Here is a 16,425-nt window from a genome sequence, read left to right on the forward strand (position 1 = left end):
ATCGACGTACAGTGCAGGACGGGGATGCCGCTATTGCCATAAACGGCCCAAGGGCAGAGATGCGCCTGAAGGTGCGAAATGGCTCGTTTGAAACGTGCCGACGAACCCTGCGGATGTCCGCTGATCGGGTGGACCGGAGGCGGCTGGCCGACCGTCAAAACGACGCGATGACCCGAAGCGGTCATCACGCCCCAGCGGTCGCCGAGGGTCATACCGACATTCCTGTCACAAGGGGCACCTTCCGAAAATGACCTTTCCTTGCCAGCAATCAACCCTGGCGCTTGCCGTCCTCCACACTCACTGAATCTCAATTCCGCTGCGCAACATTGACTTCGCGAATCGCCAGATAAAGGCTGATCGTACCTACGATGACGGGAAGTAGTCCTATGAGCATCCAGGCCCAAGACGAGCCAGCGCCGATCGCGCTAGCAGCAATGCAAAATCCAAAGGCAATGATACCTACCGAGATTGAGAGCGAGAATGCGTCATTCATGATGACCTCCAAAGACCTATGCCTGTCGGATGAATGCCAGCCTCTCAGTAAGTTTCGGCATCAAAGCCAACGGAGGTAATTTAGCCCGGATGTCTTAATTCGCCCGTGAGAAGCTGGGTGACCTCCGGCAATTCAAGGAGGTCTGTTACATCGCAATCGACGCAGCGGAATTTGCGTCCTCCCGTCTTCACGAGCACAAATCGCATAGGCATGCTGCACTTCGGGCAGATCGGAGGCGGGGAATTCTTGGGCATGGGATCTCCCTTTCACCAAGGCGGGAGCTCAACACTCTCAGTCACCGACAACAGCCGAAAGCGCGAAACGGTGATAAATCACCCTGCGCCTTTTGACGGTCCAATAGCGAGTCAATTCCGAGCAATCGACACGGTATTCAGGCGCTCCGCCATTTCCAGTTTATATCGGCGCAATAGCGGTTCCGTTCGATCAGCCGGATGAAGGATCGGCTGGCGGCTTCCGCACTCGACTACCAACATTAATTGGCATTGATAGTAGCGTAGCGACATCCGATCTCATCTTTACCGATGTCTGCTTCTGGCAGCACTTTTCGGACGTGCCGTGGCAAACTGACCATGTCCGCCCCTGAGAGCAGAGCGGGTGTGATCGGATTATGAGTGCCCATCAGCTGACATGCCCACCGCAATTTTATCGTGACCCGGCCAAAAAACCACCTTGAAGCCCGCTTTCCGCATTAACGTCGAAGCGATAGGTTACGGCGGTAAGCACAGGCATTGCGAAAACGTTGTTTGAGGGGGATCTGCGATGACGATTGTTTTCGTTCACGGAAATCCTGAAACAGAGGCTGTATGGGACGACTTGGTCCCGCATCTGCGCAACCACGACGTTGTTCGTCTGTCTCCACCCGGGTTTGGCTCCGCAATCCCTTCGGGCTTCGACTGTTCCACCGACGCTTATCGCGACTGGCTCGCCCTCGAACTCGGCAAGTTGTCACAGCCCGTCGATCTTGTGGGACATGATTGGGGTGGCGGACATGTCGTCCGCATCGCGATGGACCGTCCAGATCTGATACGGTCCTGGGCAAGTGATATTTTGGGCGCCTTCGACCCTGATTACGTCTGGCACGACATGGCACAGGCTTGGCAGAAGGCAGAAATCGGCGAGCAGGCGCTTGCACAGATGGCCGCCATGCCGGCAGAGGCCCGAGTCGAGCGGTACGTGAGCCTGGGCATGACCAAGGCAATCGCTCAGAAAATAATCGCAGGTGCGAACGCGGACATGGGTCGAGCGATGTTGTCGCTGTACAGATCAGCCGCTCAACCGGTGATGCGCGATCTCGGTGCGAGCTTGCCGCGAGCCGTTGCCAAACCCGGCCTGGCGATTATCGCTACGGAAGATTCCTTTGTTGGCGGAGAAACGCTCGCGCGCCGTTCTGCCGAGCGCGCCGGCGCAAAAGTCGCAGTGCTGGAAGGAGCGGGTCATTGGTGGATGTGCCAGCAGCCCAAACAAGGAGCGGATGCGATAAACGCGTTCCTGGCAAACCTCAGCTAGGTCAGGTCTTTATCAACCTTGCTTGCCGACCGTGGCTATGACGCCGATTGGATCAGGGGCTCGCCATGAGGCGAGGCGCATGGGCCAACATCCCGCCAAAACGCCACGCGCTAGTTCGTCAACCGTATCGGCGACGCCGCCACAAAAAGCTTCGTGAACGCCGATTGGATCGAGGCGACGTCTGACGCCACCGTAAAATATTTGCCTGCGCACGCCGACAAGGCGATCGGAATATCGTCGACGCGGGTCGCGCCGCCGAGGCTGCCGGGCTGGCCGAGCGTCACGTTGTAACCCCAGTCCCAGGTCATCGGATAATAGGGCGTATTGATGATCGCAACGGTGACGCCCTTGCTCTTGAACGTGCTGCAGAAGGCGGTGTCGAAGACCTTGACCTGCGATCGAAGCGATGGCTCCGAGACCCAGGCGCGTGTCGGATCGTTGACGCCGTCGGTGGCAATGATCACCATTTTCTGCGGACTCGACGCTGAGCTGCCGTCACCGGCGGGGCCGACATCGCTGATGAATTTCGATATCAGGCTGTTGAAAGGCGTTGCCGCCGATGCGTCGGTGCTGGCAAGCGCAGGCGCCGGAAAATTGCTTGATACCATCGAATAAGTGTAGGTCGGAGCCGTCAGTTGCGTCAGGTTGTCGTCGAACGACCACAGCCCGACCTTGACGTGGGATTTCAGGCTGGAATTGCTGTTGAGGTGTGTCAGCAGATTCTGGACGCCCTGATTGACGACCTGGTAGCGCAGTTCGATTCCCTTCTTCTGCGCCCATGCATATGAATCGGTGCCGTTGGCCTTGTCGTGACAGGCCAGCGCGCAGCCGCCCTGGCCGTTTATCATCTGCGTGATGCCCGCAGGGGTCGATGGCAACAGCATCGATGCGGAGATATCGATCAGGAGATAGACGTTGAGGTAAGGTTGGGCCGTCGAGCTCGACTGCGAGGCCGTCGACAATTGCGTGGTCGGATGACCGGCCACCTTCAGGAAGGAGTTGGAAACGGTGCCCGTCGCCGTTCCCTTTCCTGCAAGCGTGAGGCCGTTCATCGTGAAGTTGGTACTGATGCTGGCCGAGATGCCCGATGCTATATTGGCGGAGAAGAAATTGGCGGCGGCGGCATTGGCTGCCGCAATCGCCGCGGTGCTGCTGGCGCCGGAATCGAGCGCTTGTTTGCCGGCGATCGAGCCGGCCAGGATCGCGGCATCGAGCGCCGATTGCATCTTGGTGCGCTGATTGTTCGCCACCGAATAGTCGACGGCGCAGCCGACGGCGATCAGCAGGGGCACCAGGACAATCCCGAACAGCACGGCGATATTGCCCGAGCTGTTTTTTCCAAAGCGGGCGACGCATTCGATCGCGCCGATCCTCGTCGATTTGGCAATGTTGGCCAGAGCCCGAAAAAATTGAACACGCACGGATGGGCTCGCCTCGGATCTATGTCAGCCGGTAATGGTCGGTGCCGCGCTTGTTAGACGGCAAACACTAAAGTTCCATTGAACGATCCCCGCGATTTCCCGGAGGCGCTGCGTTGGCCGTGCGCGATTTGCGTACTTCTACGGAATTTTTGCCGTCATGCCTTCAATTTGAGCAGGCGGATCAAGGCTCTCGCTTGTCCGTCCTGGTTGGCGTCCCCTGCGTGCTGAGTGACGGCGGTCACAGTCCACGGGATCGTCACCCGGCATTCGCTCCAGATCAACGGCGGCCTTCGCCAAACACGGAGTGGGACAATGACCAAACAGACCTCAATCTTGACCGACATCGAACTTGGCGCCGTGGCCGGTGGCTCAATGATCACTGATATGGCAGTAGCCGGGATCCAGCGCGGCGCTCGGCGCGTCGCCGAGTCGAAGGGTGAAGGCAAATGCCCGCCCAACCATAACGGCGTCCGATAATTGACACTTCAGCTTGCAAGGCCGCCTCGGTTGGCGGCCTTTTTCATTGCCTGCGCGCTGGTTCCAGTCGCGAGAAACCTCACACAGTCCGCTCCGGATGGTGCATAAGGTTTCATGGCAAAAGCAAAAGTGACCTTCAAGACCGTCCGGATCGCAGATGACGACTGGACTATCCAGGCAGACTATCCGGGCAGCGAACAACGCGAGATCACCGGGCTGACCAGCAAGGCAGATGCTGACGACTGGATGAACGGAAACCGCAAGATCGCGTGGCTCCGATCCCAGGGCTACGCCAAGTGACCCGGTAGGGCCGGGGGCCGACTAGCCGATGGGTCACGCGCGCAAGGCGCGGCCCAATGACAGGTTTCGGCGTCATTCGCCATTTTGTCTTTGGTCCGGACGGCGGATTGCGCTGTCGCCAATCCGCTATAGCGCTGTTTGCTGGCGAACGGCGGATGCTGGCCATGTTCGAAAATTTAATCAATGGTCTGTCTTGAATTGGAACGCAACCGAGAGGATAGTCATCCGGCGCTTGCGCTCTGGGATGGCATTCGCTGTCCCGCGAAGTGGGGGAGAAGATCGCCATGAGAGTCGCGTCACTCTTCGTTGCTGGCCTAGCTGTTACAATCCTGTCAGTCGCACCAGCGAATGCCGAGAGCAAATGCTCCGGTAGTTCGTGGCCCGTTATGTCGCCTGTGCAGTGCTCAAAACCTACAGCCACCAGCTACACCCAATGCCTGTCGATGCTGGACAAAAAAGGGTGGGATGCCCGTACCACCTGGTGGTTTTGCAGCAGTCAGGGATTCAAGATCTGACCCATTGGCGCGAAGCGGACTGTTTTAAGTTGCACGCACTTCCGGCTTCCGTCGGTCTCGAGACGCCAGTGCTGGGGGCTTTTTGCTCGCCGGCACGGGCCGTCGGCTACTTGGCCGGAATGGCCGGCTGAACCGGTGCCGGGCCGGGCGGCGTCGGCTTGATCGCCGATTCAGGCCGGGTCGGATTGACCGTCGCGCCGGCGTCATTCACCGTGTTGAATGTCGTGCCGGGAGGCGTCTGGGGAGCCCGTCGGTCAACGATCAGGTTGGTGTGATCTACCAGGATGATGGTGATAATCGAGACGGCCGCGACAATCGCGGCAATGATCACGGGTTTTCGCAGAATGGTTGCCATGCACGTCAACGGCGGTCGGTACCGCGGAGTTCCGGCGCCGGAAGGCTGGGCGAGGCGCAAAACGTCGCAGCAGCGTTCAAGCTGCCGTCGTGCTCCGTCTGGCCATGAAATGCTTCTGCGCGGAGCGGGGCATTGTCCCGTGCCGCAGGGGTCTGTTATCACCGGACAAGCCATCCGTTGAAAAGCCAGCCCAGCGAAAGATCATGAGTTTCTTCGAGCGATTGAAGACCGAAGCATCCGCCGAGTGGCGCGCCTATACCGGGCATGCCTTTACGAACGCCATGGCGGACGGCTCGCTCGCCGAGGCGGCGTTTCGCCACTATCTCGTTCAGGACTATCTGTTCCTGATCGAGTTTGCGCGCGCCTACGCGCTCGCGGTCTACAAGTCGTCTCAGCTGGCGGACATGCGCGAGGCGGCGGCCGGCCTCTCGGCGATTCTCGACGTCGAGATGGACCTGCACGTCAAACTCTGCGCCGGCTGGGGGCTGTCGCCCGGCGATCTCGAAAAAGCCCCTCCGGCGGTCGAGATGCTGGCCTATACCCGCTACGTGCTCGACGCCGGAATGCGCGGCGACCTGCTGTCGCTGAAGGTGGCGCTGGCGCCTTGCGTGATCGGCTACGCCGAGATCGCAACAAGGCTCGCCGCGCACCCGAACGCGCTGCTCGCAACCAACCCGTATCGCGTCTGGATCGCCGAATATGCCGGCGCGCCCTATCAGGAGGTCGCAGCGAAGGCGCGGGCGCATCTGGAATCCCTGGCCGATCGCTACGCGACGCCGGCCCGCGAGGCGGAGCTGATCGCAATTTTCAAGGAAGCAACCCGGCTCGAAGCCGATTTCTGGGAAATGGGCTGGCGCCTGAACAAGTCTTGATAGGTAGCTGGCAGGTCCAGGGTCCCGGCAGGCTTACGATCGGACCAGCTGGCCATCGCGGGCCACGAGCTTTCCATTCTTGTAGACCGATCGCCCGCGAGGTATCGCCACCACCGCCTCCGGCACGTGCTGCGCATTCAAGGTCACGAAATCGGCCTTGTCGCCGACCTCAAGCCCATAGCCCTTAAGCCGCAGCGCTTTCGCGCCGGCCCTGGTCACGACGTCAAGGGCGATCCCCAATTCGCCGTCGGTGTTGAAGCCGGAGCGGTAGCCGATCATGTTGGCGCGGCCCAGCATGTCGCCATCGCCGTATGGCCACCAGGAGTCCCGGATATTGTCGCTGCCGCCGAATACGGTGACGCCGGCCTCACGCAGAAGCGCGACAGGCGGAAAGGGCCGGCGTCCGGGCGCGTTGGTCATGATCGCAACGTCGCTTTCCGCCAGAACGTCGGCCGTGCGTTTGGCGATGTCCGTGGCGACATCGCCGAGCGCATAGGCGTGGCTGATGGCGACAAGGCCGCCCATGCCGAGCGCGCGCGACCGCGCCGCAATCTGTTCGATCTCGAAGATTCCAAGCGTTCCGCTATCGTGCAGATGAATGTCGACGCCGACCCCGCGCTTATCCGCGATGCCGAACACGACATCGAGATGTTTTTCGACATCGCGATCGAAGCTCGCGGGATCGATGCCGCCGACGAGATCAGCGCCCATCGCCACCGCTGCATCGAGCAGTTCAGCTGTCCCCGGGCTTTGCAGGATACCGCTCTGCGGGAACGCGACGAGCTGGATATCGATGATACCCCGGTAGGCCTCACGCACTGCCAGAATCTTCTCCAGCGATTGCAGCCCGATGGTGCCGTCCACCGTGACATGGCTGCGCATATGCGTCGAACCATGGCCGATACAAAGCTCGAGCTGATTTCGGGCGCGGACTTCCACGGGAGCCGCTTCGGCGAAATTCTGCGCCTGAAAGGCGACGCGTTCATGGACATTGAAGCCGCTGGTATAGGGCTTGTGGGGCTTCCAGTCGTCGCCATAGAAGCTGGTGTCGAGGTGGATGTGTCCTTCGACAAATCCGGGAACGATCAGCGCTCCGCCGAGATCGCGTGTCGGCGCACCGGTGGAGGTTTGGGTTCCCGCCCTCGAAACGGAGCTGATGCGTCCGTTCGCAACGGCGACATCATTGAGCGAACCGTCAGCGAATTTTGCGTTGGTGAACAGTGTATCGATCGGGCTCACGCGACGTCTCCCATGATGGCTGGGAGAGTTCATATCGGTGCCGGGTCTTTGGCAAGGGGGCGTTTGCACCCGCGCCCCGAACCATTGAACCTCGGCGCGCCCCTCCGGCACTAAAGGACTGGCACATCAGTGCCGCCGGATGAGAGGACGCTGTGACCATGAACGTGCGGGGCAAGACGGCTGGGTTTCTCGTCGCCTTCATGCTGGCGTCCGCCGCGTGTTCGGCCATAGCCGCCCCGCGCGCGACGTCCGATGACGCGCAAGCGGTCGACAAGATGCGCGCGGCGATTGCGGCCAACGCGGAGAAGGCGCTGGCCAGGCAAGGCGGCTCCAGGATTCAGTTCAAGGTCGATAGCGCCGCGTTGCGCGAAGCAGTCGTGACTGAACTGCGCGATGATGTGTATCGGACCGTGCGGGAAGGGCGCATTCCGTTCTCCGGTCTGGCGATGCGCGACGGCGGCGTCGAGGTCCGGATTGCCGAACCCAAGGACCGGCAACGCGTGCTGGCCAAGCTGGTGCCATCCACGAAAGACTCGCCTTCCGGCGCACAGACGATCAGCGTCAGTGACAGCGGTGACGGGCTGATCCGGCTGATGCCGACGGAGGCGGGATTCGCCGAGCGCCTGCGCGAACTGGTCAGGCATTCCGGCGAGATGATCGACCAACGCCTGCGCAACGCCGGCATCAGGGACGCCAGCGTGCAGCCCGACGGGGCCGACCGGCTTCGCGTGCTGTTGCCGGGCGTCAGGGATCCCGAGCGCGTGAGCGCGATGCTCGGCAAGCGAGGGCGGGTGACGTTTCGCCTTGTCGATGTGTCCGTGATCGCCGCGCTGGCTCAGAAAGGTCCGGTGCCGCCGACATCCGAAATTCTTTACCACTTCAAGACCAGGGAGCCTTCTGTGGTCCTGAAGGAGATCGCAATGGAGGGCGACGATATCATCGATGCGTCACCCTCGATCGACCCGCGGACCCAGCAGCCGATCGCGTCGTTCCGCTTGAATGCGCGCGGCGCCCGGCGCTTCGCCACCATCACGCAGGACAATATCGGAAAGCCGTTTGCGATCGTCGTTGACGACCGGGTGCTGTCGGAATCGGTCATCAGCGAGCCGATCACGGGTGGCTCGGCGATCATATCGGGCAACTTTACGATCGAAGACGCCAACAACGTCGCGATGCTGGTGCGTTCAGGAGCGCTGCCGGGGCGCCTGAGCGTCGTCGATCAGCAGGTGGTCGAACCGGTCGCGACCGCCGGCAAACAGTAAGCTACGTCAGGCAGCTTCGCGCCGCTTGCCGGATTCATCGAGCAGACCCGCGGCCACCAGCGCCTCGCGAATCCGCGCGATCTCCGGCTCGCTGATCTTGACCAATGGCGGCCGCACCACGGCGCGCGGCAGGCGGCCGAGAAGCACCAGCGCCTCCTTCATGCGGTTGTGCATGTCGACAAAGGGATCGGCGTAAAACACGCCCATCAGCGGATAGATGCGATCGTTCAGCCGCCGCGCCTCGGCAAGGTCGTTGGCGGTAACCGCCCCGAACAGCCGGGCCTGCAGATCGGCGATCACGCTGCCGCTTCCCGACAGCAATCCGTTGCAGCCGAGCACCAGCGAACTCATGAGCCAGGCGCTGTTGGTGGAGAGCACGTTGACCGGCTGCTTTCGCGATTGCAGCATCCTTACATGCGCCTCGTGCTGCGGCACACTTTGTGACCAGTCCTTGATGGCGCGGATGGTGGGGACTTCGTCGAGCAGGCGGGTCAGCGTCGCCGCCGGATAACCTTGTCCGGTCGCCAGCGGATACTGGAAAACGATCAGCGGCAGATCGGAGGCCGCCGCGATCGCCTTGAAGTGCGCGAGCGCCATCTCAGCGGTCTGGCCGAGCGTGAAGGGCGCCGGCGGAAATACCAGCAGCGCCGAAGCGCCGCCGGCCTGCGCACGCTTTGCGATCCGCGCCGCCTCCAGGCTGCCGTCCGCCCAGATGCCATGGATCAATGGTAGCCGGTCGCCGATCTCGTCGCCTGCGACCTCAAGCACCCGGCTCTGCTCATCTGATGTGCACGAGGCCACTTCGGTCGAATGCGCATTGATCGTCACCGCCGACAGGCCATCGACAGCCGCGACGTCACGCAGATGGCTGCGGAAGCTCGGCTCGTCGATGGTGAGATCGTCGTGGAACGGCAGCAGCACCGCGGGGATCACCCCCTGGGGTACGAAGTCCTTGAAGCGCGCCGCTTTGAAGTGGGCCATGGTTGGCGATCTCCCGTCACGTTTCTTTTTCAAGCTTGGCCGCTTCGCCATGATTATCACGGCCGGGAGATGCGAACCAGCCGGGATCAACGACGCAGCCATGCGTCCGCGAAAGCGCCGCGGTTCTGACGCGCGATCATCCTCCCGAAGCGGACACGCGAGGCCGCCAAGGCTGGCAGCCTGTGCGTCATTTCACGTACCAGTAGGTGCCGGAGCAAGTGGAGGTCGCCCAGATCACCAGCACCTGGCCGCCGAACGGTATGCTCACTTCCATCCTGGGCGGAGCGTGGTTACAAGTGCGGCCGCCCGAGATCGTATCGAGTTCGGTTTCCCTGAGCGGGTTGGTTTCGATTTGCCCGGATTCCATATCTGTCTCCTGCCGTGGGACGAAGGGACCATCCGCATCGTCAGACTGGGCAGGCTAGGTTCGCGCGAGTGACGTGCCGTGAGGTACGTCACGGTTTGAAGCATCGGCCTCATTCGCGCCCGTCATTCCGGCGCATGTGACGATCGTCACGGTAATCCGAGATCGGCGATCGTAGTGTCGCGTCATGACGAGCAGTAGCGCTCTTCACCTCATTCTCAACCGATGGAGACATGTCATGACCAAGCGCAATACCGAAAACCGTGAACTGGCGATCGAGGAACTGGAGATCGTGGCCGGCGGCGTGATCGAAGGTGGCTGCATCCTTGACATCCTGAAGCTGCTGTTCCCGAAGCAGCCGCTGCCGAAGGTCGTCTTCCCGATCCGCTGATCGAACGTTTATTACCGAGACATCCAACTGGGGGAAAACGACATGAATAACCGTGCGCACGAATTGGCAGAAACAGAACTCGACCGGGTTTGCGGTGGCGAACTGTACATGATCCGTCTGCAAAGCCTGCTGTCTCAGCGGCAGATGGCCATACAACTGACCACCAACATGCTCCGCGCCATGAATGAATCGACAAGGACAATCGCCGGAAATATCGGCAAGTGATCGCGAGTAAGCTTGACCTGCAGCCGGGTTCAATCGGCTGCAGGCCTCCATCGACGGCGCGGTGTAGCGTCGGGGTTTCCAGATCGGGCATGCGCCGCTTCCTTGGGAGAACTACCGGCTCCAGCGCGGGGTTATCCCGGCAGCGGGCAATTCTGCCGTCCAAGGAGTTCTGATGCGCATTCTGACGTTGGCCGCGTTGGCGATTGCGGCGGTGGTGGCAGCGCCGTCGGCGTACGCCCAGACCTATGATCCGAAATATCCCGTCTGCCTGCAGGTCTACACAGGCCGGAACGATTTTTACTTCGAATGCGGCTACACCTCGATTCCACAGTGCAATATGTCGGCATCGGGCCGCGCCGCACAATGCGTCGTCAATCCCTATTACGAGGGCGGAAAGCGACCCAATAAAAAGCCTCGCCGCGACTATTGAGGACCGCTGGGCTCGATCCGCCCTGCGCGCGTTGAGACTCCGCTGACCCGCCATCCACACGGCCGAAAAACAAAAGCCCGGCACACCTGCCGGGCCCTCGTAAAAATTGTTTGGTAATGAAACGCCGACATTAATATCGAACAGTGGTAAAGCGTCTGTTCAATCTAGCACACAGACGCCGCGATTTGGCTCCGTATGACTGCGGAGACCCCACGCGTGCGCATGGTCGCGCACAAGCGTGAGCATGCCAGAAGTTTTTCGAGACAGGACTTCTCGAAACCAGACTGCATCGAGGGCTGTGCGGCATGAAAAAGCCGGCGGGTTGCGCCGGCTTCTCCCTTCGCTGTTTCGCGCGGCGCCGAACGGCTCAGCCGGGACCGGCGCCCTGGGTTGCGGTGTACACGGCGTAGAGCGACTGGCTGGCGGCCATGAACAGGCGGTTCCGCTTCGGCCCGCCGAAACAGACGTTGCCGCACACTTCGGGCAGGCGGATCCGGCCGATCAACTTGCCGTCCGGTGACCATATCGTCACGCCGCTATAGCCGACGGCGCGGCCGGCATTGCTGGAAGCCCAGACATTGCCGTTGACGTCGCAGCGCACGCCGTCCGGTCCGCATTTGACGCCGTCCACCATGAAGTCGCTGAACCGCTTGTGGTTCGACAGTTTGTTGTCGGTGCCGACATCGAACACGAACATGTCGCCCTTGCCGCCCGGCCCGGTATCGCCGGGCCCTTTGCCGGTGCTGGCGACGTAGAGCTTTTTGTAGTCCGGCGAGAAGCAGAGGCCGTTGGGATCGGGCACCTGCTCCTCGGTCACGACCAGGTCGACGCGGCCCGAGGGGTCGATGCGGTAGCAATTGGTCGGCAGCTCGCGCTTGCCCGGCGCGAAGCCGGCCGGCTGGCCGATCCGAGGGTTGAGCTTGCCGGCAGGATTGCTGGGACCTCCCGCAACGTCCGGTTCGCCCTCATAGAGCTGGCCGCCATAGGGCGGGTCGGTGAACCAGTAGCTGCCATCGGGATGGGCGACGACGTCGTTCGGCGAGTTGAGTTTCTTGCCGCCGAAATTATCGGCGAGCACGGTCGCGGTGCCGTCGTGCTCGTAGCGCACCACCCGGCGGGTGAGATGCTCGCAGGACAGCTGCCGGCCCTGGAAGTCGAACGAGTTGCCATTGGAATTATTGGACGGGGTGCGGAATACGCTGACGCGGCCGTCATCCTCGGTCCATCGCATCTGGCGGTTATTGGGAATGTCGCTCCACAGGAGATAGCGGCCCTGCGAGCTCCAGGCCGGGCCTTCGGCCCACAACAGTCCGGTATGGAGACGCTGGATTGGCGCGTTGGGCTGGGCGAGGTCGTTGAACGACGGATCGACCGCGATGATATCGGGGTCCCAGAAATAGGTGGTCGGCGCGCCTCTGGGGCTGAAATCGCGCGGCGGGGTGGTGACCACGGATGGCGGGCCCACCGCGCCGCCCTGCTGGGCCAGCGCGGTGCCGGCCCCCGCCACGGTGGCCCCCGCGGCGAGCGCCAGGCCGTGGACCAGCGTTCGTCGTGAAATCATGGATTGCGGATCGCGCTGCACGTCGCGTGTCATCACTTCCTCCCAGGATATGCGCCGGCCGGTTGATCCGGCCAAGCGGGGACAAGGCTATGCCGGCCCGGCCTCGGTTGCGAGCATCTTTCGATGCAGCCCGGGGCTGAAGGATGCAGTGCAAGATGGCTTTACCCGTTGATCTCTGTCCGCCGGAAGGCGGTGGCGCGCGAAGGGGATCGCCGGGATGTCAGCACTCCGCTGGTCCGCTCGCAGATCAGGAGGGCTCAATCCGCCGGAGGATTCTCGGCAGATTTGGTTGCCGCGCGATAGCGCTTCCAGTTTTCGATGGTCGCTTCGTAGCGGACCGGCTTCCTTGCAGCGGGGACCGGCTCCGGCTTCGCGGTGACCACACCCACGGTTTCAGCCTGTCCGGCTTTGGATAGATGTGACGGCTTCGGATAAAAGGCGACGAAGCCCAGCACGCCCGCGATCACCAATCCAACCGGGATCGCGATCGCCCAATCTTTATGTGTACGCTGAGTGACGTCATGGCGCAGGACTCTCGTTAAGTCTCTTGGCATGTTCAGCTCCCACGTTGCATTCGCGTTTGTAAGTCGAGACGCGCGGCGGCAATCGTGAGCTGCTTCACTATCGCCGCTCACAAATCCGTTAGGGGTGACCGGGCGGTGGTCCCGAGCCCGCGCGCAGCCTGAACGATCCGCGCCTTTGAAAAAGTGATCCGGATCACGGAAATGCCGATGGAAATGCGCCTTTCCCATTCGATCGCCGTTCAGCCTCCCGGCGCATTTTGCGATTGGACCGCGCTTGCTCGCATCGATCGCTTTTGAATCAATCGATTGGCGAAGCTCGTTGGTCCGCCGCGCAAGCCTCGACACGCGGCCTCTCGGCCCATAACCTCCGCCGCGCAATTGGAGGAGAACCGAATTGGCCAAGAGAGTTGTGAAGCGCGCTTCGAAAAGGACGCCCGCGAAGAAATCGTCGAAAAAAACGACTGTCCGCGCAGCCACGAAGGCGGCCAGCAAGACCGGGAAAAAGACTGCCTCGCGCAAGCCGGCCACGCCCAAGGGGCCGGTCTGGCAATGGTCGGCGCTGGAGACCGCGGCCGCCATCCGGTCCGGCGCGATTTCTTCGGTCGAGGTGACGGAGGCTCACGTCGCGCGGATGCGCGCGATCAATCCAAAGCTCAACGCGATTGTGGTCGACCTCTCCGACGAAGCGCTCAAGGCCGCCAGGGCGGCGGACCAGGCACGGGCGAAAGGCAAAGAACTCGGCCTGCTGCATGGCGTGCCGATCACGATCAAGGAAAATGTCGATTACGAAGGCAGGCCCAATCCCAATGGCGTGCCCGCGCAAATGAACATCATCGCTCCATCAGACGCGCCTGTGGTGCGCAACCTCAGGAAGGCCGGCGCTGTCGTGCTGGGGCTGACCAACACGCCCGAATTCTCGTTCCGCGGCTTCACGGATAATCCGCTGCACGGGCTGACGCTCAACCCATGGGACCCCGATATCACTTGCGGCGGATCATCGGGCGGCGCCGGCTCGGCGGTCGCGGCTGGCATCGGTACGATCGCGCATGGCAACGACATCGGCGGCTCGCTGCGCTGGCCGGCGCATTGCAACGGCGTCGCCACCATCAAGCCGACGCAAGGCCGTATCCCCGCCTTCAATCAAAGCGCCTCGGCCGAGCGGCCGATGCTCGCGCACCTGATGTCGGCGCAGGGACCGCTGGCGCGCAGCGTCGGCGACGTCAGGCTCGGCCTTGAAGTGATGTGCCAGCGCGATCCGCGCGATCCCTGGTGGGTGCCGGCACCGCTGGCGGGTCCGAAACCGAAAGGGCCGATCAAGGTCGCGCTGGCGAAGCTGCCCGCCGACATGAACGTCGATCCGTCGGTGCGCGCGGCGCTGAAGCAGGCCGCCGACCATCTGGAGCGCGGGGGCTATCGCGTCAGCGAAGTCGAGGTGCCCGATATTAATGGCGTCTGGCAGACCTGGTGCGACATCATCGTCAATGAAGTCGCCGTGCTGCAGGAGGCCGGAATGCTGGCGGTAGCCTCGGAGCATTTCCACACCGCGTGGGGCGGTATCAAGCTGAAGGCGAACACGCTCGATCTGGCGGGCTGGATGCGTGCGACGGCCGCGCGCAGCGGTCATATTCGCGCCTGGCAAGCCTTCTTTGAGGATTATCCGGTCGTGCTGGCGCCGACCACGGTCATGCCGACGCCCGGGCCGCGCGCGGATACGACCAGCCCTGAACGCGTGGCCGAGATGTTCTTCAACGATCTGCGGTTCATTTCCGCCATCAACGTGCTGGGCCTGCCGTCCGCGGTGGTTCCCGTCGCACTGCACGAGGGCAAGCCAATCGGCGTGCAGCTGATCGCGGGACGTTATCGCGAGGACCTTGCGCTCGATGCCGCGGCGGCGATCGAAAAACGCGCCGGCGTGCTGGTACAAAAATTGTGGCAGCAGATGGCGTGAGCAGGCGCCATTGCTCTGAGGGGTAGGCGCCAATGCTCTGAGGGGGAGGTGCTCGTCATATGACGCGCACCCCCTCCACATCTGCATGCCCAATATCGCGCCATTGTGGCTTGACCTCTAGGCAATTGCGCTAGAAGTTGCGCCCGCCGTGGTAATTTCTTCTGAATTCATTCGAGATTCCGAACTGTTCGTTCCCGACTCGCGCCGAGCCTGGGCCCGGCTTGCCGTGGCCGTGCTGATCGGCTCGCTCGGCAGCGTCGGCATGTGGTCGGTGGTGGTCGCGCTGCCGGTGGTGCAGCAGGATTTTGGCGCCACGCGAGGCACGGCGTCGCTGGCCTTCACCATGATGATGCTCGGTTTCGGTTTGGGCCAGGTGATAACAGGCAAGATATCCGACCGTTACGGTATCGTCACCGCGATCGGGCTTGGCATCAGTATTCTGGGCCTCGGCTATATCGTCGCCGGCATGTCATGGTCGATCTGGCCGTACATTCTCGTGCATTTTGCCATCGGGCTTTCTTCGGCGGCAACCTTCGGCCCGCTGATGGCGGAAGCCTCGCACTGGTTCGAGCGCTACCGCGGGCTGGCGGTCGCGATCGCCGCCAGCGGCAACTACATCGGCGGCGCGGTCTGGCCGTCGCTGGTGAACTGGGGCATGCAGACCTATGACTGGCGCACCACCCATATCGCCGTCGGTATCTTCACCGCCGTGGCGATGACGCTGGCGCTGATCGGCTTGCGCGTGCTGATGGGCGCAGGGGTGCGCCGCAGCCACGCCAACGCGCTGCCGCCGCGGCTCGACCTGAAGCTGTCAACCAATGCGCTCACCGTGATCCTGGGGCTCGCCAGCATCTCCTGCTGCGTGGCGATGTCGATGCCGCAGGTTCACATCGTCGCCTATTGCAACGATCTCGGCTATGGCGTGGCGCGCGGCGCCGAAATGCTGTCGCTGATGCTGGGTCTTGGCATCATCAGCCGGATCGGCTCTGGTTTCCTGGCCGACAAGATCGGCGGCATCCCGACGCTGCTGATCGGCTCGGTCGCGCAAGGCACCGCGCTGCTGTTCTATCTGTTCTTCGACGGCCTGACCTCGCTCTATTTGATCTCCGCGATGTTCGGGCTGTTCCAGGGCGGCATCGTGCCGAGCTACGCCATCATCGTCCGCGAGACGATGCCGGCTTCGGAGGCAGCGACACGCGTCGGGTTCGTGATCCTGGCTTCGGTGTTCGGCATGTCGTTCGGGGGGTGGATATCCGGCGTGATCTTCGACGCCACCGGCTCCTACGCCGCGGCGTTTACCAACGGCGTCGCCTGGAACCTGGTCAACATCGCCATCATGGTGCTGCTGCTGATGCGCGCGCGGCAGCGGATGGCGATGGCCTAGATCGGGATGACGTTGTTTCGAACCGTCATCCCGTTCCATCTTTTTGTGTGTGCATGATCTCCGGCGCAAACGCTTTTCCGCGTTTGTCGCGAGGGGAAAATCGCTACCCGCTTTGCGCTAACGCGGCCCTGCGGGTCTGGATCATGCTCGCGCCGA

General features: G+C 62.2%; 19 protein-coding genes and 1 pseudogene. 12 read left to right on the top strand and 8 right to left on the bottom strand.

All coding sequences use genetic code 11. The annotated features are described in order from the left end of the window. Positions 1-307 precede the first annotated feature (307 nt). Positions 308-493, bottom strand: a complete 186-nt coding sequence (locus ABIE49_RS28150) for a hypothetical protein (RefSeq protein WP_192739913.1) — start codon at positions 491-493, stop codon at positions 308-310. A 780-nt stretch (positions 494-1,273) separates the two neighbouring features. Between ABIE49_RS28150 and ABIE49_RS28155 the strand changes: the two genes are divergently transcribed. Together ABIE49_RS28155 and ABIE49_RS28160 are read left to right on the top strand one after the other, a co-directional pair. Further along, positions 1,274-2,020, top strand: coding sequence for an alpha/beta fold hydrolase (locus ABIE49_RS28155; protein WP_192739914.1), 747 nt, complete (start codon positions 1,274-1,276; stop codon positions 2,018-2,020). Further along, positions 2,021-2,125, top strand: a pseudogene (locus tag ABIE49_RS28160) (IS5/IS1182 family transposase); the annotation flags it as partial. Positions 2,126-2,130: 5 nt separating this feature from the next. Here the strand turns inward: ABIE49_RS28160 and ABIE49_RS28165 are convergent. Continuing rightward, positions 2,131-3,441, bottom strand: a complete 1,311-nt coding sequence (locus ABIE49_RS28165) for a TadE/TadG family type IV pilus assembly protein (protein WP_354067010.1) — start codon at positions 3,439-3,441, stop codon at positions 2,131-2,133. 312 nt (positions 3,442-3,753) lie between these two features. Between ABIE49_RS28165 and ABIE49_RS28170 the strand changes: the two genes are divergently transcribed. The 3 genes from ABIE49_RS28170 (at position 3,754) to ABIE49_RS28180 (ending at position 4,415) form a co-directional block, all read left to right on the top strand. Continuing rightward, positions 3,754-3,918, top strand: a complete 165-nt coding sequence (locus tag ABIE49_RS28170; protein WP_192739915.1) for a hypothetical protein — start codon at positions 3,754-3,756, stop codon at positions 3,916-3,918. A gap of 114 nt (positions 3,919-4,032) precedes the next feature. Continuing rightward, on the top strand, positions 4,033-4,218 hold the full coding sequence (locus tag ABIE49_RS28175) for a hypothetical protein (RefSeq protein ID WP_192739916.1): 186 nt from the start codon (positions 4,033-4,035) through the stop codon (positions 4,216-4,218). Between the two features lie 56 nt (positions 4,219-4,274). Further along, positions 4,275-4,415, top strand: a complete 141-nt coding sequence (locus ABIE49_RS28180; protein ID WP_192739917.1) for a hypothetical protein — start codon at positions 4,275-4,277, stop codon at positions 4,413-4,415. A 424-nt stretch (positions 4,416-4,839) separates the two neighbouring features. On the opposite strand, the gene ABIE49_RS28185 is transcribed toward ABIE49_RS28180, so the two are convergent. After that, complete coding sequence (locus ABIE49_RS28185; protein WP_192739918.1) at positions 4,840-5,064, bottom strand: hypothetical protein; 225 nt, start codon at positions 5,062-5,064, stop codon at positions 4,840-4,842. Positions 5,065-5,291: 227 nt separating this feature from the next. Between ABIE49_RS28185 and tenA the strand changes: the two genes are divergently transcribed. Further along, positions 5,292-5,960: a thiaminase II gene (gene tenA / locus ABIE49_RS28190; RefSeq protein WP_192739919.1), complete on the top strand. Its 669-nt coding sequence runs from the start codon at positions 5,292-5,294 to the stop codon at positions 5,958-5,960. 33 nt (positions 5,961-5,993) lie between these two features. Here the strand turns inward: tenA and ABIE49_RS28195 are convergent, their stop codons facing one another. Further along, entirely contained in the window at positions 5,994-7,199 is a 1,206-nt protein-coding gene (locus tag ABIE49_RS28195; protein ID WP_354067011.1) for an amidohydrolase family protein, read from the bottom strand. 158 nt (positions 7,200-7,357) lie between these two features. Here ABIE49_RS28195 and ABIE49_RS28200 point away from each other — a divergent pair, with 158 nt between their 5' ends. Next, positions 7,358-8,461 carry a SecDF P1 head subdomain-containing protein gene (locus ABIE49_RS28200; RefSeq protein ID WP_354067012.1) on the top strand — a complete coding sequence of 368 codons (1,104 nt, stop codon included), beginning with the start codon at positions 7,358-7,360 and terminating at the stop codon, positions 8,459-8,461. A 6-nt stretch (positions 8,462-8,467) separates the two neighbouring features. Here ABIE49_RS28200 and ABIE49_RS28205 read toward each other — a convergent pair whose 3' ends face one another. Continuing rightward, complete coding sequence (locus ABIE49_RS28205; protein ID WP_192739921.1) at positions 8,468-9,442, bottom strand: dihydrodipicolinate synthase family protein; 975 nt, start codon at positions 9,440-9,442, stop codon at positions 8,468-8,470. Between the two features lie 187 nt (positions 9,443-9,629). Further along, positions 9,630-9,809 (bottom strand): hypothetical protein, encoded by a 180-nt coding sequence (locus ABIE49_RS28210; protein ID WP_192739922.1) that lies wholly within the window; start codon positions 9,807-9,809, stop codon positions 9,630-9,632. 235 nt (positions 9,810-10,044) lie between these two features. Between ABIE49_RS28210 and ABIE49_RS28215 the strand changes: the two genes are divergently transcribed. The 3 genes from ABIE49_RS28215 to ABIE49_RS28225 all read left to right on the top strand — a co-directional run bounded on the left by ABIE49_RS28215 (position 10,045) and on the right by ABIE49_RS28225 (position 10,852). Then, positions 10,045-10,197 (top strand): hypothetical protein, encoded by a 153-nt coding sequence (locus ABIE49_RS28215; RefSeq protein ID WP_192739923.1) that lies wholly within the window; start codon positions 10,045-10,047, stop codon positions 10,195-10,197. A 42-nt stretch (positions 10,198-10,239) separates the two neighbouring features. Next, the gene (locus ABIE49_RS28220; protein ID WP_192739924.1) at positions 10,240-10,422 is read left to right on the top strand and encodes a hypothetical protein; all 183 of its coding nucleotides are present in this window, start codon (positions 10,240-10,242) and stop codon (positions 10,420-10,422) included. A 172-nt stretch (positions 10,423-10,594) separates the two neighbouring features. Next, positions 10,595-10,852 carry a DUF3551 domain-containing protein gene (locus ABIE49_RS28225; RefSeq protein WP_192739925.1) on the top strand — a complete coding sequence of 86 codons (258 nt, stop codon included), beginning with the start codon at positions 10,595-10,597 and terminating at the stop codon, positions 10,850-10,852. 367 nt (positions 10,853-11,219) lie between these two features. Here the strand turns inward: ABIE49_RS28225 and ABIE49_RS28230 are convergent, their stop codons facing one another. Further along, positions 11,220-12,446 carry an SMP-30/gluconolactonase/LRE family protein gene (locus ABIE49_RS28230; RefSeq protein WP_192739926.1) on the bottom strand — a complete coding sequence of 409 codons (1,227 nt, stop codon included), beginning with the start codon at positions 12,444-12,446 and terminating at the stop codon, positions 11,220-11,222. Between the two features lie 224 nt (positions 12,447-12,670). Next, the gene (locus ABIE49_RS28235; protein WP_192739927.1) at positions 12,671-13,282 is read right to left on the bottom strand and encodes a hypothetical protein; all 612 of its coding nucleotides are present in this window, start codon (positions 13,280-13,282) and stop codon (positions 12,671-12,673) included. Positions 13,283-13,331: 49 nt separating this feature from the next. Here ABIE49_RS28235 and ABIE49_RS28240 point away from each other — a divergent pair, with 49 nt between their 5' ends. Both ABIE49_RS28240 and ABIE49_RS28245 read left to right on the top strand, forming a co-directional pair. Further along, complete coding sequence (locus ABIE49_RS28240) at positions 13,332-14,885, top strand: amidase family protein (protein WP_192739928.1); 1,554 nt, start codon at positions 13,332-13,334, stop codon at positions 14,883-14,885. A gap of 148 nt (positions 14,886-15,033) precedes the next feature. Further along, entirely contained in the window at positions 15,034-16,269 is a 1,236-nt protein-coding gene (locus ABIE49_RS28245; RefSeq protein WP_354067013.1) for an MFS transporter, read from the top strand. Positions 16,270-16,425 lie beyond the last annotated feature (156 nt).

The organism is Bradyrhizobium sp. OAE829 (assembly GCF_040546575.1).
Classification (GTDB): Bacteria; Pseudomonadota; Alphaproteobacteria; order Rhizobiales; family Xanthobacteraceae; genus Bradyrhizobium.